Here is a 26,357-nt window from a genome sequence, read left to right as displayed (position 1 = left end):
CGACATCGGCGCGGATCTCCGCCATCATGTGCGTCCTGCACAGGAGGGATGCCGATGCTGGGGCTGTATCTGTTCGTTCGCTTGGTGGGCCCGCTGCTGCTGGGTGGCCTGGTCGCGCTGTTTGCGTCGCGCTGGATAAACGCGCGCCTGGCCAAGCGCCCGGCGCAGCAGATTGCGCTGCCTGCCGAGAGTCTGCTGGACAGCCCAGCCGCAAAGCGCCGCTACCGCCGCCTGCGTCGACGCAGGCCGAACCTGACACACTTCCAGGTGCCGCCGCAGGCACCGCGACACTGGCTCTGGATCACCGTGGCCGTGGTCATTCTTGCGGCGTTTGGCGCGGCTGCGCTGACACCGGAGGGCGCACGCTTCCAGGTCATGGTGGAAAGTGCCGTGGGTTACCCGTCCACGATCATCGACGTTGCCATCGACGAAGGGCAACAGGATGCGCTGCTGCAGGCCTGGACCCCCGTGCTGATGCAGGCGGTGCGACCGGTCAGCATGCGCTACCAGCGCGGCCGCTACGGACCACCGTTTGATTCCCACGCGGTGATTGCCGTGCAGGTACGCCGCCACGGCAACCGCCTGCAGATTGCCACGGGCCAGCCGGTACAGGCCGAGCGCCTGCGTGCAGCACTGGCCACCCTCACCCCGACTGACGCGCCGGCCGTGCAGATTTCAGAGCGCACGGTGGCGCCGTGGCGGGAAATCGGCTGGCATGCCTGGGGACCGCGCGTAGCGCAGTAAGTCGGCTACTGCGTGGCTTCGCTGTGCAAGGTGCAGTGGGCACGCCACCTCAACCGCGCGGAAGCTTCGCCGCCCACATGTTGTCCACCAGGTTCGGATAGCGGCGGCCGTTCTCCTCGGCCCGCTGCCGCGCGGCGTCTTTCTGCGCCTGCGACAGCGGCTGCTTCTTCTGGCCCTTCGGGTTGGGCTTCTTCCAGGGCGGGGTGCGGGGGCTGGCCATGGCGGCAGTATGCCTGTGGCGCCCTACTTCTTCAGGAAATTCAGCAGGGCCAGGTTGAAGTCATCGGCATGGCTGGTATTGCAGCCGTGCGGTGCATTCTTCAGCACCACCAGCTCGCTGCCATCGATCGCCTTGTGCGTGCGCGCTCCCGAGCCTTCCAGTGGCACCGTCGCATCGCTGTCACCGTGCAGCACCAGGGTGGGCACGCTCACCTTGTCCAGGTCTGCGCGGAAGTCGGTGGTGGCGAAGGCCTGCATGCAGCCCAGCGCCGCGCGTGGGCCGGACTGGTGGCACAGAGCGATGGCGGCCTGGCGGGTCTCTTCGGTCACCATCAGCTGGCCGTTGGCGCTGAAGAAATCGCGGGTGAAGCCCTCGAAGAACGTCTCCCGGTTGGCCTGCAGCCCTTCGCGCATCGCATCGGCGTTTTCCTGGCTGAGCGGACCGTTCGGGTTGTCGTCGGTCTTCAGCAGATAAGGCGGCACCGCCGCGGCGAATACCACGCTGTGCAGGCGATCCTGGCCATGGTTGGCGATGTAGCGCGCCACCTCGCCGCCGCCCATGGAAAACCCGACCAGGGTGACGTCCCGCAGATCACGCGCGTCGATGATCGACGCAAGGTCGGCGGCCAGCGTGTCGTAGTCGAAGCCTTCGGCGGGCTTCTCCGAGCGGCCGAAGCCACGCCGGTCGTAACTGATCACCCGGTAGCCGGCATCACGCAGCACCGGCACCTGGGCCTTCCAGGCTTCGGCTGACAGCGGCCAGCCATGGATCAGGATGACCGGGCGGCCGGTACCGCCGGTGTCTTCAACGTGCAGGCGAATGGAAGGGGCAGTCATGGCAGCTCCCGTGGGGAAAGGAGGCACCTACCCTAGGCAGGCCCACCGATAGCCGCCGTGAGGGAATCGGCCGCGGCCGTGACACCGCGTGCACGGCGCAGGCCGGGCCGTCAGCCCTGCGGGCGCTTCATGCGGTCATAGACATCATCGGCCTGCACGTCCACGTGGTCGACCCGGGTCACCTTGAAGTTCAGGTAAGTGCGCTGGTCCTTACGCGAGATATCCAGCGTGGGCGTACCGAAGATGAATACCACGCAGGCTTCACCGCTGGCGGCAAAGCGCTGCAGGCGCTTGATGTGCAGCGCGCCCATCTTCGAAGCAGTCAGCGCGCTGTTCCAGACCATCGCCGTGGGCGCCTGCGGCGGGTCCAGCACCTGCTCACCCAGCGCATCGACGCGCGTCATGAAGCGGATGCGGTAACCGTCGGGCGTCTGCGCGATCTTCGCCTTGCCCCAGTACACGCGTGGCTGACCGGACAGGCGGGCCCGGCGCGGCGAAAAATTCTCGAACATGTCGCGGTAGCTCAGCGCCGAGGTCGCGCCCGCAGTCAGTGTCTGGGTATCGTCCGTACCGTCCCGGCGTGCCTTCAACCAGCGCGATACCAGTGAGGCCACCGAGTAGAAATCGGTACGACGGCTGCGCAGGCCCGCCGCATCACCGCCACCGCCGCGCGTGCTGCCACTGCCGCCCCCTGCGGCGGGCGCCGCATCACGCACAGTGAAGTAATCGGCCGGTCGCTCGAACAGGAACCGGTCCGGCGGCGGCGCTCCCGCTGCATGGGTCTGGCCCTCGCCTGCAGCGCTTGCCTGCTGCGCTTCGCGCTCGGACGTATACGGACAGCCTTCGGCATGCGCCGGCCCTTTGTGGAGCACACGGTAATGCGGCTGCACCTGCAGGTTCAGCGCGTCGGTTTCCAGGTTGACGCAGGTATAGCGCGCCGGGCAGCCATCCTGCGGGCAGGCGAAGGCCCGCCGGTCGTTGATCACCCCCGCCCAGTACAGCTCATAGGCGCGCTCGGCATTGATCACATCGTTGAATTGTTCGCTGTACGCCAGTTCCGTTGCCATCGCCTTCCTGTCCGCTCCGTCAGCGCTGGTGATAGCACTGCACCGCCACGCGCCCAGCGTACCGGGTTTGCATGAACTGGTCCGACAAGCCGGGCACCACTTCCACCGCATCCGGCTCAGCCCTGCGGGCGGGCCACCCGGGTCAGCATCCAGCAGCCATAGCGGCGCGCGAAGGTGTACTGCTCGGCCTGCGCATCGTCGCCCAGGCGTACCTGCTGCCCACCGTCTGCCAGCGGGGTGATGGCCGGGGTAGCACGCAGCGTGGCGCCCCGCAGACGACGCAGCCGCGCCGGCCCCGCTTCCCGGTGCACTTCGGTAGCCACAGGGCCGCCCTCGCTGGTCACGCCGTAGGCGGGGGTCTCGTATTCCAGCGGATCGGTGGTGTAGCGCATGCGTACCCGGTCATCGGCCGGATCGGTGAAATGGCGCAGGAACAGCGCGAAGTCCTGTGCCGGACAACTGGGGTCATCGCCCTCGGCCGGCATCGACTGCGCATGCCCCGAACCGGCCAGTGCCAGCATCCCCATGCCCAGCAGCCAGCGCCTGAATGTGTGCACGTCCATCGTGCCGTTCTCCCCGAAGCATCCTGATCAACCTGCGCGCGCCATCCCCTGCGCCGCAGGCATACAGGCTAGCAACAAACCGGTTACCCACGCAGCCATGGGCGTTCTACACTTCCAACCCAGATCCAGATGCGGCCGCACGGAGGCCACCATGACCCCCGACCACCCCGATTACACCCTTCACCAGCAGATCCGCCAGGGCGTGGCCGCGCTGGACGAAAAGCATGGCCGCAGCTTCGACACCACCAGTGAAAACCTGACCGCCAGCCTGACCGTGAAGGCCCGCGAACAGGGCCTGGAGCGCGCCGACCACGTTGTGGTGAGCAATGCCACGGCCCAGCACCCGGCCGGACACAACATCTTCGTGGTGCAGGGCGACCCGGCCAACCCGGCCCATCTGCGCGCCATGCTGCCCACCGCCGAAGCGGCGCAGGTGCCGGCCGAGCAATCGCTGCAGAAGCTGGGCATTGCCCCGCAGCAGCCGGCCGTGGGGCTGCAGCCGGAACAGCAGGCGCGCGAGCAGGAGCAGCAGCAGAACCCGGGGCAGCGTTTGGGCTGAGGCGTTGTTTACCCGATGGCTGGAAGGTGTTGCGGACTTCCAGACACCATCCGGCCTTCTGGCATGGGCGAACCTGGGGTAGTGGTATCGGGGCTGCGCTACACCATGCGCGGCCCGGACTGTTCCTGCACCTGGCGCTGCTGCAGCTCGTCCTGCGAGCGTGCCTGCGCGGCTTGCGACAGCTCTTGGGCTCGCTCGAACGACGTTTCCGCGGGCGTCTGTGCGGCTACCGCGGTTGCCATGCTCGCACGCAGATGCGCGGGGTCACTCGGTTCACCTTGCACGATGAAGATGTTCTGTGCGGCTTCGGCTTGCGCCGTGCGGTTGCTCAACAGCACATGATCGACGTGGGTCAGGCCATTGGCCTTGGCCAGGGCGTACAAGCTGGCGCTGATGTTCTCGCTGGTGGCGTCGAACGTGCGGCCGTTCTGTGCGTCCAGCGCGGCTACGCCTTGATTGATCTGCGCCAGCATCGGATCGTTGCGATGGCTGACATCCGCACCTGCAGCTGCCAGCGCGCGATCAGGTGACAGCGTCGGCGCGTCGTTCTCAGAAAAGATCTTCTCGCGCCAGTTCTGCGTGGGCATCTCGTTGAAATGCTCCTTGTTCAGATCGCTGTCCGGGAACGGCGGTTTGATCATCTGGATGGGCTTGACGTTGTAAATCGGCTTGATGTCACCTTCGAAATCAATAACGCCAAGAACCTTGGAATCATGGATTCCCGCGTGCTTCAGAGAGGCCCAGACGAAGTCGGTGCAGCTGTTTGTGAACGTCTCGTAGTTCTTGGAGAATCCGTACTTCTCCGGATCTTTGGCGAACTCACGGATCCGATCAAACTGATCTTTGCTGATTTCGATGGTGCGGGAATAATAGGGATCTTGGTACTGTCTCGTGTCAGTCTCAACGATGGCCCCTGGGACCGCGACGTCGTGCCACTGGCGCTGATACCCGACAGGCGCCCCTCCCGGCTGGAAGCCATGGCTTATCCGATCATTCCCCGCTGCGGTCTCCATGTACACGTGACCTGAAAGCGACCGCTGCGTGCTGCCGGTCAGCGGCGTTCCTGGTGCAGCAACATAGAGGGTCAGCGTATGCCGTACGTCCTTGTCCATTACTTTGACCTCGCCATGTAGCCAATGAGCAGTTCAACGTTCAAGTTCTTCAGGTCGGATCGGTCTTCAAGCAGCTCGATAGATAGTCTGTATCTGCCAGGCTTTGCATTTGACAGGAAGGCCAGGCTAAGTGGCCTGTAGCGCGACGTCGGGGAGATAAGCCCGGCAGATTCCAGCGGCCACGTTGCGGGGCTCATCGCGACTGCCTGTGGCACAAAGCCCTCCGAGTCCAACAGTACATCCCGACGAATGACGGTGTCATAGCGCGTCAGTGGCAGCAATTCCTCTACGTCTTCATGCTTACCGAACAGGCGCACTTTCGCCAACAGCTTTTTACCGTTGAGCAAACTCTCCGCGCTTGAAACGGCTTCCGCGTCTCCAACAACACGCACGCCAATCCAGACTTCGGCAGTCAGATCTGCTCCAGCAGGCGGCAGCTCAAACTCCAGATCCACGATCTGCCCCGCCTTGTCCAACGCAATCGGGCGGATCAGCGGAACCACCGTGCGCGCAGCGGCTTCCTCTGCGGTCAGAACCTTCGGCGGGGGCGGTGGTGGCTGGGCAGCGCAGCCAAGCAGCATGAGCAGGGCTATGGCCAGTGCGACAGTGCGCAGGGGCGGCACGGGGGCGATGTGCATCACGGCGTCCATGGGTCGGGTCGGCATTCCATCGGGGCCCTGCCAGCGTGTGGCCAGGCCGATGGCCGAATCTTCGCACAGGCTCGTGAACACACCTGTAGGGCAAATCTGAAAGGTGACCTGGGCCACGGTTTACCGGTGGCCCGGAAAGGAAAAAGGCAGGGTCTGCACCCTGCCTTTCCTGCGGAGAGCCGCCAGGCATGGCCTGGCGCTACCCCATTTGCTCTCGCCGGGCATGGCCTGGCGCTACCCCATCTTCTCTCGCCAGGCATGGCCTGGCGCTACCCATTTTCTCTCGCCAGGCATGGCCTGGCGCTACCCCATCTCCGCTCGCCAGGCATGGCCTGGCGCTACTGTGTTACAGCTGGATGCGGGCGACGCTTTCTTCGCTGCCCTTGGCATCCTTTTCGCCATTCTTGATGCTGACGTACAGCACGTTGTTCTTCGCATCCAGGGCCAGGCTGTTCGGGTGCGTGGGCACTTCGTACGTTGCGACCTTCTGGTAGCTGTTGCTGTCGAAGGCGGTGACCGTGCCGCCATCGCGGTTGGTCACGTACAGGCGCTTGCGCGGTGCATCCAGCAGGATGCCCAGCGGGCCGGCATCGGTGGGGATGCTGGCCAGTTCCTTGCCGGTGCTGCGGTCGAGCACCAGCACGCGCTGGCCCGGGTGCTTGCTGGTGAAGCCCTCGCTGCTCTTGGTCATGTAGTTGCGGATCATCTCCGAACCCTGGTCGGTCACGAACAGGCGCTTGCCGTCCGGGTCCACCGCGATGTTCATCGGCTGCTCGGCGGCGATCTTGTGCTCGGCCACCACCTTCTTCGAATCGGTGCCCACCACCACCAGATCGGCCAGCAGGTTGCTGGTGTACACGCGCTTGTTGGCTGCATCCAGCGCCAGGCCCGGGGCCTTGGCCTTGCCCAGGCCCGGAATGGTGTCGATCAGCTTCAGCGTGGTGGTGTCTACCACGAACAGCACGCTGCCTTCGCCGGAATGACCGGTGACGTACAGGCGGTTGGCCGCGCTGTCGACCACCAGCTCACGCAGGTCGTGGGTGTAGCCGGCCTTGCCGTCCTTGCCCACCTTCTTTTCCATCAGCTGCACGGTGCCGATGGCCTTGTTCTGCGCGGTGTCGACCACGGTCACCGAGGTGTCCACGGTGTTGCCGACGTACAGGCGGTTGTGGGCGTCATCCAGCACCACACCGAAGGCCTTGCGCTCCAGCGGAATGCGGGTCTGCACGGCCAGCGTGGTCGGGTCCAGGCGCAGCACCTGCGACGGGCCGGCGTTGTCGCCGAAGCCACCGGACGAGGCAACGAACACGGCCTTCTGGCTCGGGCTGTAGGCCAGCTCGTACAGGCCCTGGGCAACGGCCTGGCGCTGCACGGCGGTGGTGGTGCGGGCGGCGGCGTTATCGGCGAAGGCCGGCGGCGCGCCCACGCTGAGCGAGATGGCCACGGCCAGTGCGGCCGAGCGGAAAAGCGACAAACGGTTCATGCGAGCATCCTTGAAAGGGCACGGGAGGGTGTCCTGGCTCGCTGGGCCGTACTGCGACGGCCCGCCCCGCATCTGTCTGCGCAGGGTGGGCTGGCTGGGTTAGCAGGCCAATGGTAGCAGGTGGGGCTGGTGCGTGGGCCGCGCGCGGCGGGGCGGTGGCCTCAGGCCATGCGCGGGCCTTGCGACTGTTGCAGCTGCTGGTCCTCCTGCAGGCGCTGTGCGTCGCGCTGCGGCTGGGCCTGGGCAAGCTGTTCGACGCGCTCGAACGAAGCCGCCACCGGGGTCTGCGCCGCCACATCCGCGGGCAGGCTGGCGCGCAGGTGCGCCGGATCGGCGCGATCGCCCTGCACGATGAACAGGTTGGGCGCTGCATCGCCGCGGCGCTCGCCGAGCAGCACAGCATCCACGCGGGCGAACTGCTGCTCCTTGGACAGTGCGAGAAGGCTGGCGCTGACGTTGGCGCTGTCGGCGCCAAAGGCATTCATCGCAACGACGCGCTCGTGGATCTGATTCAGGCGAGGGTTGTCGGCGTGGCTGGGATCTGCGGGCGTACCGGTCCACGCCAAGGCACCCGCACGGGCGGGATCATTGGCATCGGTGGACCACCGCTGTATCGCGTTGGTCTGCTCGGGCATCGGCTTCCATTCTTCCCGGTCCAGCTCACTGCCTTTCACCTGCGGCCGGATGCTCTGCAGCGGCCCGATGTTGTCCAGTACCTTCAAGGTGCCTTCGTACGTCTTGAATTCCCCGAAGATGGTGTTGCCGTGGATACCGGCGTGGTTCAAGGCACCCCAGGCGAAATCCACGCAGGAGTTGGATGCAAGGTTGTAGTTCTTTACGTCGAAGCCATGCTTGGCGGGATCCTTCGCGAACTCCACGATCTTGTCGTACTGCTCCTGCGTAATCTCGATCGTGCGTTGATAGCGAGGGTTCTCATACCTACGAAGGTCGTAGTCGACAACCTTCCCGAGATCACTGTTACCGGGAATCGGCATTCGGGTATAACCGAAGCTCTGCGGCGGCTCGCCGGAGCCAACGCGATCAATTGACAGGAACATGTGCCCGACATCGGAGGCGCCAACCTGTTTCCGCTCGCTGTTCTCCAATGCCACCAAGGGCGTACCCGGTGCGGCCAGGTGAACGGTCAGGGTGATTCGTTCAGCAGAGTCGTTCTGCATGTTTACTTCCCACGTTGTTCGTAGCCAACCATCACATCAATCTGGAGTCCTTCCAGATCAGGACGATCCTCAAGCAGATCAATCCGCAGGCGATATCGGCCTCGCTCTCCAAGGCCCGCGCTGGCCCACTGCAGTTCCCTGTAGCTCAGCTGCTGGGAGTAAAGCCCCGCTTCGGCCAAGGTACTCACTGCAACATCCGCGCCCCATAGCCGTTCACCCACAATGTCCGTTGCCAACTTCACCTGGCTGCGACCGTCGTCGGAAACTTTCCACAACGGAATGGGCTCGGGCGATGGGGTATCCAGCCGTTCCAGTACAACGCGCGCCCTGAGCCCGTCACGCTCGATGGCCGCGGTCACTGCGTGGGCCTCTGCCGGCTCCTTACCCTCACTTCTGAGTCCGATGATCAACGTTGGGGTGGCGGACCGATCGGGCTCCGCTGCATCAAAGGTCACATCCACGATCCGCCCTGCTTCATCCAACCGCACACCACGAGTGAACGGCACCACGGTGCGGGCGTCGGCCTCGGCACGGGTGAGCAGCTTCGGCGCTTCCGCTGACGAACCACCGCCGCAGCCCACCAGCAAGGCAAGCGCCGCAGACGCAACAACGGCACGCACCGCGCGCATCACTGCTCCTTCAACCGCAGCGAATCGGCCACGTCGGTCTGCGCCGCCACTTCGGTGGCAATGCTGGCGCGGCGGTGCCCGGGGTCGTTGCGGTCGCCCTGCACGATGAAGATGCTGCCGGCCGCGGGACTGTCCTGGGTGGGGCGACTGAGCAGCACGTGGTCCACGCGTGACAGGTTGTTCTGCTTGGCCAGCACCAGCAGGCTGGCGCTGATGCGCTGGCTGGTGTCATCGAAGGTGCGCCCGTGTGCGGCATCCAGTTCGGCCACTTTCTGGATCAGCTGCGCGAACAACCGATGGTCCGGGTGCGAGGGGTCCAGCAGCGTGCCGGCCACTTCAATGGGCGTGGGCGGCGGTTGATCGTCGGGGCGTACCCCCTGGCGGTGCAGTTCGGCCTCGCGCTCGGGCATCGGGTGGTGATGCTCGGCGTTCAGATCGCTGTCCGGGAACGGTGCGGCAATGCACTGGATTTCCGGCAGGTTGAACAGCACGGCGAATTCGCCCAGGTCGCTGCCACCATCCAGCGGCGCGGGCAGCGGGTGCAGGCGCGCGTAGTTCAGCGCGGCCCAGACGAAATCGCTGCAACGGTTGATGGTGGCCGGGCGGTCCACGTCGAATTCGAACTCGGCGGGTTCCTCGGCAAAATCGCGCAGGCAGCCGTAATGCTCCTCGGTGATTTCCAGCGTGCGGCTGTAGTAAGGGTCCACGTGCTCGTCGGCATCGTCGTGGCGCACCTGTGCGTACTGCACGCCGCTGGCGGTCTCGCCCGGCGGCAGGCGCGGTGGCGCGAAGCCGTAGCTGTGGGCCTCGTCACCGGCGGCTACCTGCAGGAACATCTGCCCGCGCGGCGAACTGCCGCCGCTCTTCAGCGGGGTGCCCGGCGCGGCCAGGAATACGGTGACGGTATAGCGTGTTGCCTGCTCCATGCCTGCTTTGCCTTGTTGGGTACTGCGGTCCTGGCCGGATGATCGCACAGGTGGGTGGAGCGGCAGGTGGAGGTGGGGGTGGTGACGCGATTGGCTTGCTGAATGTGTGAACCAGAGAGCATTCCGGTGATTCCGGCAAGGTGTTGCAGCATGCGGCGCCGGAATGGCGCGGCGCTGCCAAAACACATGCACCGATCTGCATACTCGGTGCGCTGCATCTTCTCGATAATCAGGATGCAGGACACGCAGCGTGTATGTGCGTAGCGCGCCTCTCAAGAATCTCCCGAACCCGCCGCTAATGCCGTTCAAGCGACCGTTCGAGAACCCGATGAGCACCGAATACAGCACGCCGCCGTCCCAGGCCGCCACCGTCAACCCGATGCGTCTGCCCAACACACTGCACCTCACCCTGGGCGCATTCGCCATGGTGATGGGTTTGGTGTTGCTGCTGGGCGTCAGTAACGCCGAACAGGTACGCGCCATGGGCCTGGGCTCGGTCGGCCGTGCCATGACCGGCCTGACCCTGCTGCTGTTGGGCGGCGTGCATATGGGCGTGGCCATGCGCTACTTCCGCTTCACCGTGCTGCCGGGCGAGGCCGGGCAGATTGCGGTGCCGTCGGGCACCGGCTCGGTCAGCAACCACTTGGTGGGGCTCATCAACGACGGCATCACCGTGCGCCAGCGCCCGGATGATCCGCTGCTGTCCATGCTGTATGGCCTGGTGCCGCACCTGATCAACGCGCCGTCGGCCATCCGCTGGCATGCCGAAACCCAGCTGCGCCGCGCCGTGTATCTGGCCGGTGTGCTGGTCAGCTTCGCGCTGGCGTGGGTGTTCGCCCAGCCTGCGGCCTTTGCCTGGATGGCCGGCCTGTACTTCGCGCTGGCCGTGCTGCTGCTGAAGCCCTTCGCCACGCTGGCGGCCATCCGACGCGGCGCCATGGAAGCGGCCCCCGACACCGTGCCCGCACCGCGCTGGGGTGCGATGGTGGCGCTGCTGCTGGTGTCCATTGCCGGCCCGCTGGCCATCACCTTGTCGCCGGTGCAAGTGCCGACGCCGCCCTTCGCCGTGGCCACCGTCGTGCTGCCCACCATCGCGGTGCTGGGCAGTGCGCTGATCGCCAGCGCGTTGTTCACCGTTTCGCTGATCGCCCAGACCGGCGGCTACAGCGCCTCGGCCGCGCGCCATCTGGTGCGAGAGGATCTGCAGATGCCCGATCTGACCAGCGGCCTGCTGGAGCGCCTGAAGACGCGCATGCCCTACCCCAGCCAGTACTACGCGCAGGACCACGATGTCAGCAGCGATGCCTTCGACGGTCACCTGCTGCTGGAAACCGAACCGCGCGTGCGCGCCGACCAGAGCGCCCCCCGCTTGGCCGAAGCGTTCACTGCCGCCTGGAATTCGGACACGCAGCGACCGCTGCTGGCGCTGGGCCTGTTCGGCCTGGTGCTGGGCCTGGTGGGCGTGGTGTTCGCCTTCCTGTACGCGCGCAGCAGCGGCGCGGCCATGATGGGCCTGATCGCGCTGGGCTTCATTTCCTCGGCGCAGTTCGCGCTGGCATCGGCGCACAAGCTGTGGAACCGCGTGGACTTCCAGTCCACCGTGTACCGGGTCAGCTACCGCGGCACCTACCACCGCGCCAAGCGCGTGGCCGGCAATGCCTACGCCGGCAACGGAACGCTGGCCGAGGGCGCCGTGCGCTTCGGGCCGCTGCGGGTGGCGGTGTGTGTGGCCGAAGTGACCTCGGTGGCCTTCGCACGTGGCGGCAAGCGCCACATCACCGCACTGGACCTGCTGCCGGACGAATCGCGCGCCCTGTTCGGCGTCTTTGAGGACTACAGCCGCGACGCACAGGATCGGGCCGGCCAGTTCTACCAGCAGGAACACCAGGTGCGTGAGGTGATGAGCCAGGGCGCACGCCCGCCGGAGCTGCCGCAACGCCAGCAGACGGTGGAACAGGTGTAATGCACGGCCCCCGAGGTTCGCTTCGGGGGCCTTTCTTTGAGTGAAACCGTGTCGCCAGGCGTTACGCTGGCTGGCACTGGAAACGGAGATTCCCGATGTCTCGATTCACTGTGATGCTGGCGCTGGCGCTGGCACTGGCGGCGCTCGCCTGTGGCGCAGCTTCCGCTGCAGCCAGCGCCGAAACGCCCGCTGTTACCACTGAGGTGTTCGTAGAACCCGATGACAACGCCGGCCTCGTACTGGAACACGCCCCCGCCACGCTGTATGCGCCGCTGCCGCGCCTGTCCGAGGGTGTCCAGGCGCCGCCGTTGCCGATCGTCGTGGCGGCCGATGTGGATGCCACCGGTGTGGTGACCGATGTGTTGGTGGAGCTGTCCAGCCGCTTGCGTGACGTGGATCGTGCGGCGTTCAGCACGATCAACAACTGGCGGTTCGAGCCGGTGGTGATCGATGGCGTGGCCGTTCCGGTGAAGTTGCGTGTGAAGGTGCAGTTCCTGGCGGAAGACTGACACGCGACTGCCAGGCGGGCGCTGAGCGCACGCGCCGCGCAAGCGGTCTAGCCCGCGCTGGCCGCACGCACCTGTATGTCCTGCTGCACGCGCTCGTCCTCCAGCTGCTGCTGTGCAAGATTGGCCGCTGCACGCTGCGCCGCCTCGTAGCTGACCGCATCGAACGCCTGCAGCGATTCCTCCACCGGTGTCTGCACTGCCTGCTCGGTAGGCATGTCGGCGCGCCGGTGGGCGGGGTCGGCCGGATCGCCCTGCACCACGAACAGCCGGTGGCCAGCGGGATGCTCCGCGGTGGCGTTGCTGACCAGCACGTGGTCCACCCGCTCCAGGTCGTTGTCCTTGGCCAGCACCAGCAGGCTGGCGGCCACTCGCTCGCTGGTTGCATCGAAGCTACGGCCGTATCGGGCGTCCAGGTCCTGCACGCGCTCGCAGATCTGCTGGTAAAGCGGGTAGTCGGCATGGCCCGGGCGCGTGGGGTTGGTTGTTTCCTCAGGCGCGCCCTGCAGCGGCTCAGCAGCGCTGGGCTGGGGCGCAGATGCGGGTGCCGCAGGTTCGGGCACAGCCTCCTCAAGCACCACCTCGGGCGCTGGCGCAGGTTTGACCTCGGCCTGCTCACCCTCAGGCGCCACGGCGCGATCGACGGCGGGCTGTTCTGCAGTTCCCTCTGGCACAACCTGTGTCGCCTCCGGTTCGTTCTGCAGCGGCGCTGCAGGTTCCATCTGCACGTCCGGCGCAGGGGGCGGGGGCGGCGGGTCTGCGACCACCGTGCTCGCGTGGGCCATGGGCTCGCGTTCAGTGGGCTCGTCCCGCACAAGCTGCGCAGTGACAGGCGCTGCCTCGGCCTGCGTTGGCAGTGACTCAGGCGTAGTGTCGTGGCTCGGCTGCAGCGACGGCTCGGCAGCCACTGGCGTGGAATGCGTGGTAGCGGGACGTTCGGCCTCTACCTGCGGCGGCGGGTGCTGCGCCGCTTCGGTGCGCCGCTCGGGCTTTGCAGCTTCCTCAACCTGCCGGGATGGCTGGGAGGTGCGTGGGTCATCCGTTGTCAGCAGTGCATTGGGATCGCGCTCCCGTGTTGGGCCAGCCGGCAGCACCGGTGGCGCAGCTGCAGCCGTCGGCTCAACGGGCGTGGGCGGGCGATGCCGTTCCGCTGCGCGCTGTGCTTCGGCGACGGCGTCGGGTGCGTCGGCAGGTGCGGGATCGTCCGGCCGCGCATGCTGTGCAGCAGCCGACGCCACCTGCCCTGCATCCACCGTGGCAGCGCCCTGCCGATTCGCCTCCTGCAGCGCCTGCTGGTACGCCTCCTGCTCGCGCGGCGACAGTGCGGCAATACGCAGCTCGGGCGGCTCGGGTATCGGCGCCTGCTCGCCAGCGCGCTCGCGCACTTCGCGCCACGCCGCCTGCAGCTCTTCGGTGGTTGTCGTGGCAACCGGCCGGGCCACGCCGTCTTCGCCCACCTGGTAATGGATAATGGCGCGCGATTCACCCGCGACGCCGTCCACCGCGGGCGCAAATTGCTGCAGCGTGGGCCCATTGATGCCGTGCTGGCTGCGTGTACGCTCCATTGCCAGCTCGATGGCGTCCAGCCACTGCGGCGAAGGCGTGATGCCGGCCGAGGCGTATCTATGCCGGACCTCGTTGCGGTTCATCTCCGCGTTCGTGGGCGCCGGCCTGGCCTCCAGTTCGGCAAGGCTGCGCTCGAGCGCATCCAGCGATGGCTGCTGGATGGTGCGGGTCAGCTCCAGCTCCAACGCCATGTTGCCCTGGGCCACTACGCCCTGGTGCGACCATTGCCCAGCCGCATCGCGGTGATACAGGGTGTTGTCCGACCCAAGAATGGCATCGGGCTTGGCGCGCGCCGCGTCCACGGCGTCCGGCACCAAGGGCACGAAATCACTGGCGCGGCTTGCCGCGCGCGCTTCCAGGTAGCTGGCTGCGATTGCCGCCTTGCCATGCGCGATGTTGTCTTCAATGCGCTGCACGGCCTGCCGGTTCAACTCGGCCGCACGTTCCGGGGTGGCTAACTGGGTTTCGTACACGCCGCGATCGTTGGCCCCCACCACGTCTGTCTTGACCTGTCGGATCCATTGCTCGGTCTGCGGATCGCGCTGCCAGTTCTGGTTATCCAGACCGTTCACATCCTGCGGGCCAGCGGGAAGGTTGAACGGGTTCTGCGGCTCGGGCGCCTTGCCCAGTGCCAACTCGACAGCGCTCGCGCTGGCCTTGGCCCCCAGCTCACGCGCCTTTTCATAGCTGGCACCCACGCTGAACTCGACAGCGTTGGGCGAACGTTCGGCGGCATCCTCCAGCTTCGCCTGGCGCTGCCAGTTCAGCCTGTCGAACTTCCAAAGCACACCCGCCGCGTCTTCCTGCTGATACACCGCACGGTTGTCGAGCAGATCGGCGCCCTTGTCGAAGGCCTTGCTCATGAACAGCGCGTCGGCCGCCACCACTGCCGCCGGCACGAAGCTGGAGGTTCCGATGAGCGATGCCGTGGCCATGCCGCCCAACCAGCCCCCGCCACTGCGTGCGAGTGTGTGGTTGAACTCGGACTGGGCGGCGGTGCCATTGCCTTGCTGCAGGTGCTCGGAGATGCGCTGGGTGGTCAGGATGGCGTCCACGCCGGAGGCGAGGAGACCGCCGGAGCGGACGAGCTGGCTGGCGGAGGCTTCGCCTATGAGGAGGTCGAGGGTAACGAAGCCGCGTTGCGAGACGGGTTTGTATGCATGGGTCGCTGTATGGGTAAGATCATAGAGGTCTGCCCGGGCTCTACCGATGCCGGGAAGGTCGTCCACCAAGGTCTGCTGAACGCGAGCACGCGTCGCTTCGGAAAGCGCCAAACGGCCAGACTGCTCCGCATCCGATACCGCAAGCCGCATTTCCATTCGCCCAGCGACTTCACGCGCCAACGCATCACGCTCGCCAGGACCTGCCACAAGATTCTGAGGTTTGGCGAGAACCTCATCGAGCAAGCGCCCAACCCGCGAGTCCGACCGGACCATTGCCGCCCACTCTGACTCAACGGGACGCATGCGATTGAGCTCATTCAACTGATCAGCGTGATCAATCCTATACTGCGCTCTGGCACCAATCGTGCGAAGGTTGACCTCGTCGGTTTCACGCGATGTCATGAAGTTCGGCGTGGTAGCGAATAGGTCACCATTGATCAACGCCACCTTCAACGTGTCACGCAGCTCTTCGACCCGAGAGGCGACGCGCTTCAGTGCAGCTAGATCGTCGTTCAGGGCGGCGATACCGTCTCCAGATCTACCGATCGCGTTGATGGCATTGGTCACACCTGACGTATACGAGCTGCGCGTACGGCCCCGGTGCGGCGATGCTTCAAGATCTTCAGCGAGCCCACCGTTTACCGCAAGGTACAGGCGGTTGGCCGACGAGTCTGGATCCATCAAACCCCGCTCAACCAGCTTATCGAGCAGTTCGTTGTTTACGAACAGGCTCTTCTCAAGAACATGGTGGCTTTGCAGGATCACTCCATTGGACTGCATTCTCGCGATCTCCTTCGCAATGACTCTCGTGCAGAATTGCTCGCTGGGCGATCAAAGGCTGGCGGCATCCATCAGCCACACTCCACGCGTGAGGGGAGTGTTTCCAAATCCAGACTCAATCATCGCGTCACGCATGACGCGATCGCAGTACACATCTGCAGTGAACGGAGTCCTGAACACATGGGATCCAGCTACGACGTCCTTGCGAAAGGCGAGATTGGCGCCACCGGCTATGTCATAGAACTTGCCATTTGGATATCCATCCACGAGCACTTCCACGTTGGATGCTGCCTGATCAATTGCATCCAAGGTGCGAACGACTTCACATAGAAAGTATGAATTGTCCGCAGAGAAATCCGCAGATACAAACGCGCACTTCTTGAACTCGAACCCCTCCGGATCAACTCTTTCAAGTACATTCTTGAAAGCCTCGGAGACTAGCCAATAGCCTTTGAATCCTCCCTCAAGATCACGGGGCATTTCTCCAATCGAACTGTCATAGCGAAGGCACGGGACATCCCTCAGGCCCGAGAGCCCCCCGCTTCCGGGCGGCAGACTGAGGTGGCGTGCCAGCGGGATGTCCTGTTTGTTCTCCAACACTAATCCTCGTCCGCGGCCACCACCCCTGGTATCCGGCGTTACGAGGTAGAACTCGCCACTCCTCGGCGCGTTGACTTCTTTCACTCTGATCTCCCGATTCGAAGCATTCTCTGCCGTACACACGCCTTGGTGCCCCGGCCTCATCCGCCGCCGATTTCTCCGCCTTCTCGCATACAATTCCGTGCCAAGGCAAATCGCGTGCGCCGGCAACCAACGGCAGCTATGTTTGGACGGCTTCATCCACGATGGCCGGCAACGGCCCCCTTTTTACTCGGGGCTGGGCCTTCGGGCAATCGGAATGCAATGAAACCCCATATGGAACGGACCTGCGTCACACCCAGCGCCCGCCCTCACGGAGAGGAACCCATCGCCGGGCCAGGTCTCCAAGGCACCGGGCTGAGAACTCGAATACAGCCGTGACCAGCGCAGGGAGGTACTCTGGCCTTGCGGGTGGGGACCATAGCCCCCGGCAAAGGCCAGGACCCTCAAGGAGTTCAACATGCAAGGAAGACAGCTGATCTTGGCAGCTACGCTCGCGCTGTTCAGCGGAACATTGAGCTGCACGTGGTGAAGCTGCAGGAAGCGAAGAAGGGTTTTGTGCTTCTACCATGTCGCTCGGTGGTCGAAAGCAGTTTGGGTTGGGTCAACCGCTTCAGGCGTCTGGCCCGGGACTACGAGCGCCTACCTGAGACATTGGCTGGGCTCCACTTGGTCGTCTTCAGTATCCTGCTGCTGGGAAACGCCGCCAGCCTTCTTCAACGTCCATAACACGCTCTAGGTCCCCATTCCTTGGCTGATAGATTCTGTTAGCGGATTCGTGCTTCTCAATGAATCCCTCCTGCGCCAATAGTTGCAGGAGAGAATGACTGTCAAACTCAGCTTGCTCAAAAACATGGTGGCTTTGCAGAATTGTCATTGAGATCGCTCCTTCCTTGGCAGCAGAAACCAATCTATCGACAGAGATCAGTAGTCAGCTGAATCCTCCAACCAGACCCCGCGCGGATGCTCGCACCCACCAAACCCGCTCTCCACAAGGGCATCCCTCATGACTCTGTCGCAGACGATTCGTCGAGAATGAAGATCCATGAAGAGATGCGATCCACGGGTAACATCCTTATGGAACGCAAGACGCGCCCCGCCTGCAAGGCTGTAGTACTTGCCGCCAGGGTACCCGGTGCGCACGTTGACCACTGACGCAGCTTCGTCAATGGCGCCGAGGGTCCTCACAACCTCGCAGAGAAAGCGCGCATCTCCCTCCTGATGATTATCCTGGACGTACTCGCAGCGAGCGAAGGAAACCGCGTCCGGATCTACAGATTCAAGCACCCGCTTCAACGAATCAGATACCAGCCAATAGCCTTTGAACCCGCCTTGCAGGTCAAGAGGCAGTTCGCCCTTGCTGACGTCGAAGCGCAATTGCGGCATGACCGCCAGCGCTTTGAGCCCACCACTACCCGCAGGCAAGCTCAGAGCCTCAGCGAGTGGAACATCATCGGCATTGCTCAGCGTGATCCCGTGACCGCGCGCGCCTCCTCGGGTGTCTGGGTCGATCAGATAGAACTCGCCCTTCTTGGACGCATGCTGATTGGCCATTCTCTGTCTCTCACGTCTGTCACCGCAGTTACACTGCGTATCCTCTCTGAAATAGGCTGCCGCCAGAGCTCGGCGAGCCCCTAGCTCGCCCATTGGACCTCGCTCCCTCAAGTCTTGTCACAACGACTTCCGTGCGCTTGCGAACCGACCAATGAGAGACCGATGGCGTCCATCAGCCAAGCGCCACGCTTGAATGGACTGACGCCAAATACAGATTCGATCATGGAACTCCTTTCCAACTGGGAAGTCCGTCTGGCGCTAGTAGTCCGCAGCGTCTTCAATCCAGATACCGCGCGGATTCGCTGCCGTCCCAAATCCGTGCTCAACCAAGCAGTCGCGCAACACCCTATCGCAGTACACCCGGCTACCTGAGTGGATGTCCATGAACACATGTGCCGCACCTACCTCAGCAACTTTGAATGACAACTTTGCTCCACCGGAGAGGCTGTAGTACTTACCATTCGGGTAGCCTTCAAGGACCTTCACGCTGGATGCCTCTTCATCAACAGCGTCCAGAATCCGCCTGATTTCACATAGGTAATGTGGCTCACCTTCCGAGCCATCCTCAAGCTTGAAAGTGCACCTCGCGAAAGAAAAACCATCTGCGTCCGCTTGCTCCAAAACATCCTTGAGCGCCTGCGATACCAGCCAGTAGCCTTTGAAACCGCCATGCAGATCCGAAGGCATGTCGCCGATCTGGCTATCGTAGCGAAGCCTGGGAACCGTCTTCAGCGAAGTCAGTCCACCGATTCCAGCCGGATCGCCCATGAATGCAGGCCAGGGGATCTCATCCTCATTGTCCCACTCAACCCCGTGCCCCCGACCAGGCGCGCCGATATCGGGGCTGAGCACATAGAACATGCCTTTAGGCGGGTCAACCTTACTCATGTCTACCTCTTTCATCCTCGAGCTACTTTGCTGGGACGAACGCGAGCCAAATCTTGCCTGCAGGCGTCGCATGCTGGCAGCGCCGTTCTGTAGAACACCTTGGCGACCACAGGGCAACCACTACATTTCCGCCGGCTGGCTTTCGTTCCGATGCTCCCTGGGGCAACAGCCGTGCGTTCGCTTCTCAACGAACCCTCCAATGTCAGCCGGTCACCACGTCATGGAACCAGACCCCGTTTGAAGAGCTCTTGGTGACTATTCCGGCGGCTTCCACCGCCTCCTTGAAGACGCGATCACAGAACACACCTTCGTAGTACGGGAGGCGGAACACGTGTGCATCGCCAATGACCTCCCGTTTGAACGCCAAGCGCACATCGCCGGTAAGTCCATAGTACTTACCCTCTTCGTAGTCATCGCTGACAATGATCTTCAACTGAGATGACTCTTCGTCCAGCGCGTCCAACGTTCTTACGACGTCACATAGAAAGTACGAATCTCCGCTTGCTCCGTCGGCGTAGCGGTAATCGGTTTCGTTGAACGCAAATGCCGCGGGATCCACCGTCTCCATGACATGTCGAAGCCGTGCTGAGACAAGCCAATACCCACTCATGCCTGCCTCAAGATCCTGAGGTGGCCACCCCTCCGTCTCGTAGTACACAAGACGGGGAACTTCGCGGAGAGCTGGGAAGCCACCGCTATCCGGACGCAGTAGAAAGTGTGGAGGCGTCTTGAGTTCCGGTTCATTCACAAAGATTACGCCATGCCCCTTGCCGCGACGCCTTGCATCTGGCCGCAACTCGAAGTACTCACCCTTCTTCGGAATATTCGATGTCATGAGGGGCTGTCCTAGCGAATGATCGAGAGCTCGCAGTCATCGACTGCAGAGGACAAGGCTGCCAGATTTCCAGGCGAGCGCCTAAGCAGAAGCGTGCGCAGGCCTGGGAGGTTCTCAAACACCACACCCTGTCGCCTTCCCCGTCGGCTGGCATCCGGCATCAGTAGGACGAACTCGCACCACTCAGGATGACTCATGCGCGAAGGCTCCATTCCATGCAGATCATCATTCATTCCCTTTCCACGATGATCAGATGCGTGCTGCATCGATGAAGGAGATCCCACTCAGCCTTGTGGCCGTGGGAATCCCCGCCGCCCGGATGACGTCGACGAAGCAGCGGTCGGCGATGACAAACGTACTGAACGGAGTAAGGAACACGTGTGCGCCGCTCAGAGCGCTCCTGTTGAACGCCAGGCTCGCCCCACCGGTGATCGAGTAGAACTTTCCATTCACGAAGTCGTCGTCCACCTCTATGTCCAGCCGGGATCTGTCCTCATCGAGTGCGTCCAACTCACGCACGACATCGCATAGGAAGTAACGCGGTCCCCGCGCGCCGTCCGGCATGCGGATCTCACACTCCACAAATGCAAACGCTTCCGGGTCGACCGCGCACATGGCATTGCGTAGACGCTCGGAGACAAGCCAATAGCCATCGAAGCCACCCTCCAGATCGCGCGGCGTGGGCCCTAGAGATGCATCAAAGATGATGCGCGGCGTCTCGCGCAACTCGGGAAAGCCACCCCCCTCCGGACGCAGGATGAGTCGGGGCGGCGTAAGCAGCGCCTGCACATTGTCGAAGACGGCACCTCGAAAAGGATGATTCGTCTCCAGATCAGGCGCGAAGAGGAAGTACTCTCCCATCTCGGCCAGGCCATCGTCTGTGGGCTCCATCGCGTGCCTCCTTGGCATCCCTGTAGCGCTGCAACTCGCTTCTATACGGCCAGCACCAGATCCCCATTGATCAGCGCGACTTTCACAATGTCCTGCAAGTCCCGCACAGCGCCCACTGCCCGTGCAACCGCGGCCGCCTCGGCAGGCAGGTTGAGCCGGTTCTGCGAGGCATTCATATCGAAGGCTCCGGCCACGTCCAGACGCCGAAGCAGTGGGATGCCGGCAACGATGGTCGGCCCAATTATCAGTTGCAGGTCGAACCGCCCTTCCTGTTCATCACTATTGGACATGCTTCTCCCTTCCAATGGGCATAGGCAAGATGGCCAGCAACGGCCTCTTTTTACTCGGGGCTGGGCCTTGGGGCAATCGGAATGCAATGAAACCCCATATGGAACGGACCTGCGTCACACCCTGCGCCCGCCCTCACGGCGGGGAATCCACCACAGGGCCGAATACCCAGGGCACCGGCCTGAGAACTCGAACACAACCCTGTCCAGCACAGGGAGGTACCCGGGCCTTGCGGCTGGGGCCATCGCCCCCCGGCGGAGGCCAGAGTTCTTCTTGCAGCTTCAGATATCTGTTGCGTCCGTAAACCACAGCCCTCGGGATACTTCCCCGCCACCGATTCCAGCGGCCAGAACCGCAATCCGCAGTGCGCTGTCGCAGAACACCAGATTTCCTGAGTAAGGCGTCCGGAAAATATGCGAGGCTCCAATCACATCCTTGCGGAACGCCAAAGAGCTTCCTCCTCGAAGGTCGTAGAACTTGCCTCCTGGATAGCCTTCGTCTCGAACAATACGAAACGTTGAAACGTCTTCGTCGACCGCGTCTAGGACGCGAGTAACATCACATAGGAAGTACCTTGGCCCCTTGGAGCCATCAGCAAGCCTGTAGTCGCACGCCACAAATTCAAATGCGTCCGGGTCGAATGAGACGAACACGTCACGCAGGCGGGCCGAGACCAGCCAGTAGCCACTCATTCCCCCCTCGAGGTCCTCCGGAGGTTCACCCTTCTTGGGCGAGTAGACGAGTAGCGGTTTTTCGATCAGCGGAGGAAATCCCCCTCCCTCAGGACGGAGAACAAGCCGTGGAGGAACCCTAAGGTTTTTGACATTCTCGAACACCACGCCGTGCCCCCTCCCGCCACGAGTTGTGTCAGGCATCAGCATGAAAAACTCCCCACGCTTTGGCAGGTTTGACTTCGACGGCTCCATACTTCTCATCTTCCCCTGAATACCGGCTTCCAGCCTAATTGCAGGTGGAAGTTGCTGGAAGAGGTATTCATATCGAACACATCCCCCTGTTCAAGGCACCGGCCTGAGAACTCGAACACACCCCTGTCCGGCGCCGGAAGGTACTCTGGCCTCGCGGATGGGGGCCATAGCCCCCGGCAACGGCCAGGAATCTCAAGGAGTTCAACATGCAAGGAAGACAACTGATATGGGCCGCTGCCCTCGCGCTGTTCTGCGGAACAACCCATGCCCAGACCTCCGCCTCCGCCGCCGCTGCCGATGCAGATCTAGACGCGGAAATGGAAATCGTTACCCGCAACTACATCACTGAGAACCCCAGCGTTTCGATCGATGACGCCATCACACGGCTCACCATCCAGGGCGAACTCAATCCCACGTTCGAAGCGCTCAGGGACGAGTTCGCGGACCGCCTTTCCTCCCTTTCGTTGCGGCATGCCCCCGATCAGCACATCTTCGTGGAACTGACCGGAACCGACCCGGTGCCCAACCGGGTAGTGAAGACCGAAAGTGGAAGCACGCGCGTGGTGTTCGAGACCGGGAACGTGCACACGGAAGCGGAGTTCGATCGGATACTGGAACGGAACAACCCGCTGATCTTCAGCTCGATTCCAGGGTTGACAGGCATCTCGGGTTTTCCCGGCGAAAACCGCGTGCTGATCATGATCGAGGGCGATGCGGAAATGGCCAGAAGCCTGGACCCGCAGGTGAGGCAGCTGGCGCGCGCCATGGGGCTCCAGGTCGACATTGAGCCGACCCACGGCAGGTCACGCAATCTCTACACTGGACCTGAAAATTGAGAACCTCACGACCAAGCCCCGCCAGCCTTCCAGTTCGCTAACCCCATGCGCATGCCTCCCGCCGTCTGCACGCCAGCATCGCGCTGCTGCCTCTCCTGCTGACGTTGCTCAGCCAATTGCACGTCGATCCGCTGGCTGCGATTCACTTCGTCGGCAAGCGTCTGCTGCGGCTGGTTCAGATCGACCATCGCCCGATATCCGGGTGTCGTGCCCAAGACAAAAATCTTCCCCTCGTGAAGCACCGCCTCGCGCAACTGCTCTGGTTTCTGTATGCCGGCTTCCCTTGCCGCATTGACGGCAGAAAGCACCTGCCCATCACTAACAGTGGTCGCCAGCTCTGAACGCATGCGGTCATACAGTTGTTGCGAGTCCTTCGAGAGTGCAACTCGCTCAGGAGGCTGCGACCCTTCTACCTCGGTCAGCAGCTTTTGCAAGCGCGTTGGCTTCTTCGGAAGCGGATTCTCCTCAAGCGTATTGAGCTTGCTATTGGGGAATGGCTTGGGAATGCTCTTCAGCGCATCCAGATTTGGCAGCACCTTCATCGTCCCATCGAAGTCCCGGTCCGGACTGTCGAGCTTTGGCCGCAGCCCCGCTTGACGCAGGCCCGTCCATACGAAGTCGACGCAGCTGTTCGATGCTCCGTTGTAGTACAGGCCAAATTGCTTTTCGCTTCTATCGACACCAGCCTCGCCGTACGCCTTCAACTTTTCGTACTGTTCCTCGGTGATCTCCAACCGATAGGCGTAGCGCGGGTTCTGATACGTCTTGTACTCGTCCTTTACCACCTGACCGGGACCCATGACGCCGGTACTGATGGGAGAGAATCCATAGCCATCCTTGTCTTTCGAGTTGGATACCATGAAGTACGCGTGGCCAGCGGAGGAGGAATGGAGCGATCCGTCCTGGTTCGCCACCGTGGTACCCGGCGCTGCCAGATACACAGTCACGGTATAGGGGCCCTTGCCCTCTCCAGCGTGTGCCACGCCACCGGTACCAGCCTGGGATGAGTTCTGCATTTGACTCTCCATGTCTTACTTCACGTTGTAGTTGGCAACAAGAAGCTCAACCTTCAGATGTGCGATGCGCGGATTCTCCTGCAGGTTGGTCACCTGCAGACGATATCGTCCAGGCGACAAGCTCCCGGCTGTCGCACTGGCCACCTCGAATTGGCGATAGGCCATGGACATGTCGTATTTTCCGACCTTCACCAGGCTGTTTGAATCGGCTCCTGTCGGCGAGCGCAGCGGAAAAACGTCACTGCTTGCTTGAATGAAGACGGGGCTTCCGGGCACTGTCGAGGGGTTGAGCCGATGCAGGACCACCGGCGTCTCGTCGCTCCCATCCACCTTCCACAACTGCACTCGTAGGGGCAGCTCCGCCTTGTCCAGAAAATCCGCATCGCCGGGCTTCATGTCTGGGCGCCCCGGTGGGCCGCCCGTGCGGAAGCCAATCAGGAATGTCCGAGGCCGGGGATCATCTTCCCAAGGCGGCGGCAGCTCGAACCGCGCCTCCACTACGGCACCTGCGTGAACAAGATCCATCGGCTTGGCGACCGGGAAACCATCGCCATAGACAGGAGGTTGCTTGCCACCGCACGCGGCCAGTAGCAGCGGCAAGGGCAGCATCCATTGCTTGAACAGGTTCCTCATCCTCACCTCAGACCGTGGAGATACGTCGCGAACATAACGCGCGGCTTGTTTATACACCCCCATTGCCGTGGAACGCCTGAAGGATGCCTCCGAACGCCAGGGACTGAGCGCTGCGTCTCCGTTGCTCGTACGCGAAGGGTCTCTGTGCCTTGGAATGTGTCGACGGATCGACCTGATCCGTGCCAATTGCGACTCGTGAGAAGCATGAGCGATGGGAGGAGACCTGTTCGTATCCGTATAGTGGCTCCATCACTGGAATGGACCTGATGATGGACACTGTCATGCCGTTCAACTTCGATGCCCGAGAAAGTCCGCCGTAGTAGAACGGAGCGGAATCTCCATCTTCCACCTCAGGACGCTTCGAGATGCTCAGTTTGGTGGCGGCGATGGTCGCCAGCACCGCACCAACGACCATGAAGGATCAAAACATGCCAAGTACGTTCTATCCAGATGCGAAATCAGAAGCCGAGATGCGGAACGCGGTAAGGGTCAGCCTTTCCCGCCTGCAGGGCGGCGGGCCATCACCTGCAGAATATTGGTTTGTGTTCTTCCGCAACGACGAGCGCGTAGCTGTCGCGGGGGCGCAAGGAGGACTTGATTGGCCCATCAGAGAAGAGGGGTGTCGGGAGACAATTTACTCGCTCGATTTCACACATCCGCAGTCATTGAAATGCTTGCTCAGCGAGAAATCAGCACTGGGTAGCACCGAGGACGATTTTTCGTTTCTGCGCAGGATCGTTCATGCGCTGCTAGCGGCTGCTGGCTCCGGCGTCAGCTCACCGATCACCGTTCGCTACGTCGCCTTGACCACCCACGATGCCTTGGCCGGCGCGGGGGTGCCCGCGAACGCGCATCACGTGCTGGATTCGCTGGACAGCTACCTGCTTCTCGCCAGCCTGGAGATTCCGCCAAGGGATTGAGGACGGAACGCCTCAAGGGCCCGGCAAGGCGCCCGTGGTATGCGTCTATGAAAAGGGGGCGAACCCCAATGCCCCCGCCGCCCCTGACATCCCCATCACCCGCTTTCACGCCGCTGGAATCGCGGCCTGCGCACGATCAGTCACACCCCCAAGCAGACCCCAGCGACGGCCCCTAAAGCCTCGCCATCTGATCGTGATGCAGCAACTCGCCCCCGATTTCCGGAACCTGCGCGGCACCTTCAAGGTCGCCGGGCTGCTCGACGTAGGTACGCAGCTTTCCGTACTCCGCCGCAGCAATGGCCGCTTCGTGGTGCTGGACAGCTACACCCCCAGTGACGCCCAGCGCCAGGCCCTGCTCGGCCTTACCGCCGGCGGCACATTGGTGGACGCGATCATCAACGTGCGTCCGTTCCATACCCTGCACTGCGAGCCGCTGCACCGGCTGCTGCCCGCTGCCCGCCTGATCGGCACCCGTCGTCATCTGCAGCGGGCGCCGCACCTGCCGTGGGATCCGCACGTGATCGAGGACGTGGCCACCCAGGCCGACTTTGCCGACGACCTGGATTTCTCCATTCCCGCCGGCCTGGATCTGGTGCCGGCCAATGACAGCGCGCACGCCGGTTCGGTGCTGGTCCGCCATCGCCACAGCGGCATTGTCCATGTGGATGACACGCTGAACGTGCTGGCAGCGCCCGGCACGCTGGGCAGGTGGCTGCCGCAGTCGCGCCTGAAGTTCCACCCCACGCTGGCGCGCGCCCTGCAGGCCCGCGCCGGTGCCGCTGATGCGTTTGATCGCTGGGCCCGCGCATTGGCCGAGCGCTGGGCCGGCACCCCGTTTGTCTGTGCCGCCCATTCGGCGGTGCGCGAGCTTCCGGCCAACGGCTGGCGCGACGAACTGCTGAAGGCCCTGCACAACCTGCAGGGTGCGCTGGACCGCCATCGCCGTCGCTACGGCTGACACCGCTACTACCCACGCCCTTCCTTCC

General features: G+C 63.2%; 28 protein-coding genes and 1 pseudogene. 8 read left to right on the top strand and 21 right to left on the bottom strand.

The genetic code is table 11. The features are described from left to right. Nucleotides 1-54: 54 nt before the first annotated feature. Nucleotides 55-744: a hypothetical protein gene (locus C1931_RS02305; RefSeq protein ID WP_159095441.1), complete on the top strand. Its 690-nt coding sequence runs from the start codon at nucleotides 55-57 to the stop codon at nucleotides 742-744. A gap of 49 nt (nucleotides 745-793) precedes the next feature. Here C1931_RS02305 and C1931_RS20400 read toward each other — a convergent pair whose 3' ends face one another. From C1931_RS20400 to C1931_RS02290, 4 genes are all read right to left on the bottom strand, one after another. After that, nucleotides 794-964 (bottom strand): hypothetical protein, encoded by a 171-nt coding sequence (locus C1931_RS20400; RefSeq protein ID WP_199912398.1) that lies wholly within the window; start codon nucleotides 962-964, stop codon nucleotides 794-796. 23 nt (nucleotides 965-987) lie between these two features. Then, nucleotides 988-1,800, bottom strand: a complete 813-nt coding sequence (locus C1931_RS02300; protein WP_108755267.1) for an alpha/beta hydrolase — start codon at nucleotides 1,798-1,800, stop codon at nucleotides 988-990. 110 nt (nucleotides 1,801-1,910) lie between these two features. Then, on the bottom strand, nucleotides 1,911-2,867 hold the full coding sequence (locus tag C1931_RS02295) for a hypothetical protein (protein ID WP_108755266.1): 957 nt from the start codon (nucleotides 2,865-2,867) through the stop codon (nucleotides 1,911-1,913). A gap of 116 nt (nucleotides 2,868-2,983) precedes the next feature. Further along, nucleotides 2,984-3,430, bottom strand: coding sequence for a hypothetical protein (locus C1931_RS02290; protein ID WP_108755265.1), 447 nt, complete (start codon nucleotides 3,428-3,430; stop codon nucleotides 2,984-2,986). A gap of 151 nt (nucleotides 3,431-3,581) precedes the next feature. On the opposite strand from C1931_RS02290, the gene C1931_RS02285 reads away from it, so the two are divergent. Further along, nucleotides 3,582-3,989 (top strand): XVIPCD domain-containing protein, encoded by a 408-nt coding sequence (locus C1931_RS02285; RefSeq protein ID WP_108748322.1) that lies wholly within the window; start codon nucleotides 3,582-3,584, stop codon nucleotides 3,987-3,989. A 98-nt stretch (nucleotides 3,990-4,087) separates the two neighbouring features. On the opposite strand, the gene C1931_RS02280 is transcribed toward C1931_RS02285, so the two are convergent. The 6 genes from C1931_RS02280 to C1931_RS02255 form a co-directional block, all read right to left on the bottom strand. Further along, a complete protein-coding gene (locus C1931_RS02280; RefSeq protein WP_108755263.1) occupies nucleotides 4,088-5,101 on the bottom strand; it encodes an XVIPCD domain-containing protein in 1,014 nt (337 codons plus the stop codon). After that, entirely contained in the window at nucleotides 5,101-5,868 is a 768-nt protein-coding gene (locus tag C1931_RS02275) for a hypothetical protein (RefSeq protein WP_159095439.1), read from the bottom strand. Before C1931_RS02275 ends, C1931_RS02280 begins: the two co-directional genes overlap by 1 nt. Nucleotides 5,869-6,097: 229 nt before the next feature. Next, nucleotides 6,098-7,234 carry a YncE family protein gene (locus tag C1931_RS02270; protein ID WP_108755261.1) on the bottom strand — a complete coding sequence of 379 codons (1,137 nt, stop codon included), beginning with the start codon at nucleotides 7,232-7,234 and terminating at the stop codon, nucleotides 6,098-6,100. 161 nt (nucleotides 7,235-7,395) lie between these two features. Continuing rightward, nucleotides 7,396-8,412 carry an XVIPCD domain-containing protein gene (locus tag C1931_RS02265; RefSeq protein ID WP_108755260.1) on the bottom strand — a complete coding sequence of 339 codons (1,017 nt, stop codon included), beginning with the start codon at nucleotides 8,410-8,412 and terminating at the stop codon, nucleotides 7,396-7,398. A gap of 2 nt (nucleotides 8,413-8,414) precedes the next feature. Then, nucleotides 8,415-9,041 carry a hypothetical protein gene (locus C1931_RS02260; RefSeq protein ID WP_108755259.1) on the bottom strand — a complete coding sequence of 209 codons (627 nt, stop codon included), beginning with the start codon at nucleotides 9,039-9,041 and terminating at the stop codon, nucleotides 8,415-8,417. After that, nucleotides 9,041-9,967: an XVIPCD domain-containing protein gene (locus C1931_RS02255; RefSeq protein WP_108751999.1), complete on the bottom strand. Its 927-nt coding sequence runs from the start codon at nucleotides 9,965-9,967 to the stop codon at nucleotides 9,041-9,043. Before C1931_RS02255 ends, C1931_RS02260 begins: the two co-directional genes overlap by 1 nt. 298 nt (nucleotides 9,968-10,265) lie before the next feature. On the opposite strand from C1931_RS02255, the gene C1931_RS02250 reads away from it, so the two are divergent. Together C1931_RS02250 and C1931_RS02245 are read left to right on the top strand one after the other, a co-directional pair. Continuing rightward, nucleotides 10,266-11,930 (top strand): hypothetical protein, encoded by a 1,665-nt coding sequence (locus C1931_RS02250; protein WP_159095438.1) that lies wholly within the window; start codon nucleotides 10,266-10,268, stop codon nucleotides 11,928-11,930. A gap of 95 nt (nucleotides 11,931-12,025) precedes the next feature. After that, the gene (locus C1931_RS02245) at nucleotides 12,026-12,439 is read left to right on the top strand and encodes a TonB family protein (protein ID WP_108755257.1); all 414 of its coding nucleotides are present in this window, start codon (nucleotides 12,026-12,028) and stop codon (nucleotides 12,437-12,439) included. A gap of 47 nt (nucleotides 12,440-12,486) precedes the next feature. Here C1931_RS02245 and C1931_RS02240 read toward each other — a convergent pair whose 3' ends face one another. Beyond that, nucleotides 12,487-15,945 carry an XVIPCD domain-containing protein gene (locus C1931_RS02240; protein WP_108755256.1) on the bottom strand — a complete coding sequence of 1,153 codons (3,459 nt, stop codon included), beginning with the start codon at nucleotides 15,943-15,945 and terminating at the stop codon, nucleotides 12,487-12,489. A gap of 51 nt (nucleotides 15,946-15,996) precedes the next feature. After that, the gene (locus tag C1931_RS02235; protein WP_234412722.1) at nucleotides 15,997-16,629 is read right to left on the bottom strand and encodes a DUF1629 domain-containing protein; all 633 of its coding nucleotides are present in this window, start codon (nucleotides 16,627-16,629) and stop codon (nucleotides 15,997-15,999) included. Between the two features lie 468 nt (nucleotides 16,630-17,097). Between C1931_RS02235 and C1931_RS02230 the strand changes: the two are divergent. Next, nucleotides 17,098-17,313: pseudogene (locus tag C1931_RS02230) on the top strand (transposase); the annotation flags it as partial. Here C1931_RS02230 and C1931_RS20395 read toward each other — a convergent pair. The 7 genes from C1931_RS20395 to C1931_RS02200 form a co-directional block, all read right to left on the bottom strand. Beyond that, entirely contained in the window at nucleotides 17,264-17,461 is a 198-nt protein-coding gene (locus C1931_RS20395; protein ID WP_199912443.1) for a hypothetical protein, read from the bottom strand. The pseudogene C1931_RS02230 and the gene C1931_RS20395 sit on opposite strands and share 50 nt — an antisense overlap. 47 nt (nucleotides 17,462-17,508) lie before the next feature. After that, nucleotides 17,509-18,138: a DUF1629 domain-containing protein gene (locus C1931_RS02225; protein WP_108755255.1), complete on the bottom strand. Its 630-nt coding sequence runs from the start codon at nucleotides 18,136-18,138 to the stop codon at nucleotides 17,509-17,511. 258 nt (nucleotides 18,139-18,396) lie between these two features. Beyond that, a complete protein-coding gene (locus tag C1931_RS02220; protein ID WP_108757624.1) occupies nucleotides 18,397-19,026 on the bottom strand; it encodes a DUF1629 domain-containing protein in 630 nt (209 codons plus the stop codon). A gap of 202 nt (nucleotides 19,027-19,228) precedes the next feature. Beyond that, nucleotides 19,229-19,861 (bottom strand): DUF1629 domain-containing protein, encoded by a 633-nt coding sequence (locus tag C1931_RS02215; RefSeq protein WP_108755254.1) that lies wholly within the window; start codon nucleotides 19,859-19,861, stop codon nucleotides 19,229-19,231. Nucleotides 19,862-20,110: 249 nt separating this feature from the next. Further along, a complete protein-coding gene (locus C1931_RS02210; RefSeq protein ID WP_108755253.1) occupies nucleotides 20,111-20,752 on the bottom strand; it encodes a DUF1629 domain-containing protein in 642 nt (213 codons plus the stop codon). A 41-nt stretch (nucleotides 20,753-20,793) separates the two neighbouring features. After that, nucleotides 20,794-21,042, bottom strand: coding sequence for a hypothetical protein (locus C1931_RS02205; protein WP_108755252.1), 249 nt, complete (start codon nucleotides 21,040-21,042; stop codon nucleotides 20,794-20,796). Nucleotides 21,043-21,321: 279 nt separating this feature from the next. Beyond that, a complete protein-coding gene (locus C1931_RS02200; protein WP_108755251.1) occupies nucleotides 21,322-21,966 on the bottom strand; it encodes a DUF1629 domain-containing protein in 645 nt (214 codons plus the stop codon). Nucleotides 21,967-22,172: 206 nt separating this feature from the next. On the opposite strand from C1931_RS02200, the gene C1931_RS02195 reads away from it, so the two are divergent. After that, nucleotides 22,173-22,802 carry a hypothetical protein gene (locus tag C1931_RS02195; RefSeq protein WP_108755250.1) on the top strand — a complete coding sequence of 210 codons (630 nt, stop codon included), beginning with the start codon at nucleotides 22,173-22,175 and terminating at the stop codon, nucleotides 22,800-22,802. A gap of 5 nt (nucleotides 22,803-22,807) precedes the next feature. Here the strand turns inward: C1931_RS02195 and C1931_RS02190 are convergent, their stop codons facing one another. Continuing rightward, the gene (locus C1931_RS02190; RefSeq protein ID WP_234412864.1) at nucleotides 22,808-23,818 is read right to left on the bottom strand and encodes a lytic enzyme; all 1,011 of its coding nucleotides are present in this window, start codon (nucleotides 23,816-23,818) and stop codon (nucleotides 22,808-22,810) included. Nucleotides 23,819-23,833: 15 nt separating this feature from the next. Next, nucleotides 23,834-24,451: a hypothetical protein gene (locus tag C1931_RS02185; protein ID WP_234412863.1), complete on the bottom strand. Its 618-nt coding sequence runs from the start codon at nucleotides 24,449-24,451 to the stop codon at nucleotides 23,834-23,836. Nucleotides 24,452-24,816: 365 nt separating this feature from the next. Here C1931_RS02185 and C1931_RS02180 point away from each other — a divergent pair, with 365 nt between their 5' ends. Further along, nucleotides 24,817-25,371, top strand: a complete 555-nt coding sequence (locus C1931_RS02180; RefSeq protein ID WP_108755249.1) for a hypothetical protein — start codon at nucleotides 24,817-24,819, stop codon at nucleotides 25,369-25,371. A gap of 196 nt (nucleotides 25,372-25,567) precedes the next feature. Next, nucleotides 25,568-26,329 (top strand): hypothetical protein, encoded by a 762-nt coding sequence (locus C1931_RS02175; RefSeq protein ID WP_108755248.1) that lies wholly within the window; start codon nucleotides 25,568-25,570, stop codon nucleotides 26,327-26,329. Nucleotides 26,330-26,357 lie beyond the last annotated feature (28 nt).

Origin of the sequence: Stenotrophomonas sp. YAU14A_MKIMI4_1 (genome assembly GCF_003086855.1) — a bacterium.
In the GTDB taxonomy this organism is placed as follows: domain Bacteria; phylum Pseudomonadota; class Gammaproteobacteria; order Xanthomonadales; family Xanthomonadaceae; genus Stenotrophomonas.
Note: the sequence above shows the minus strand (reverse complement) of the source record. Positions and strands in the feature narration are given on the sequence as shown.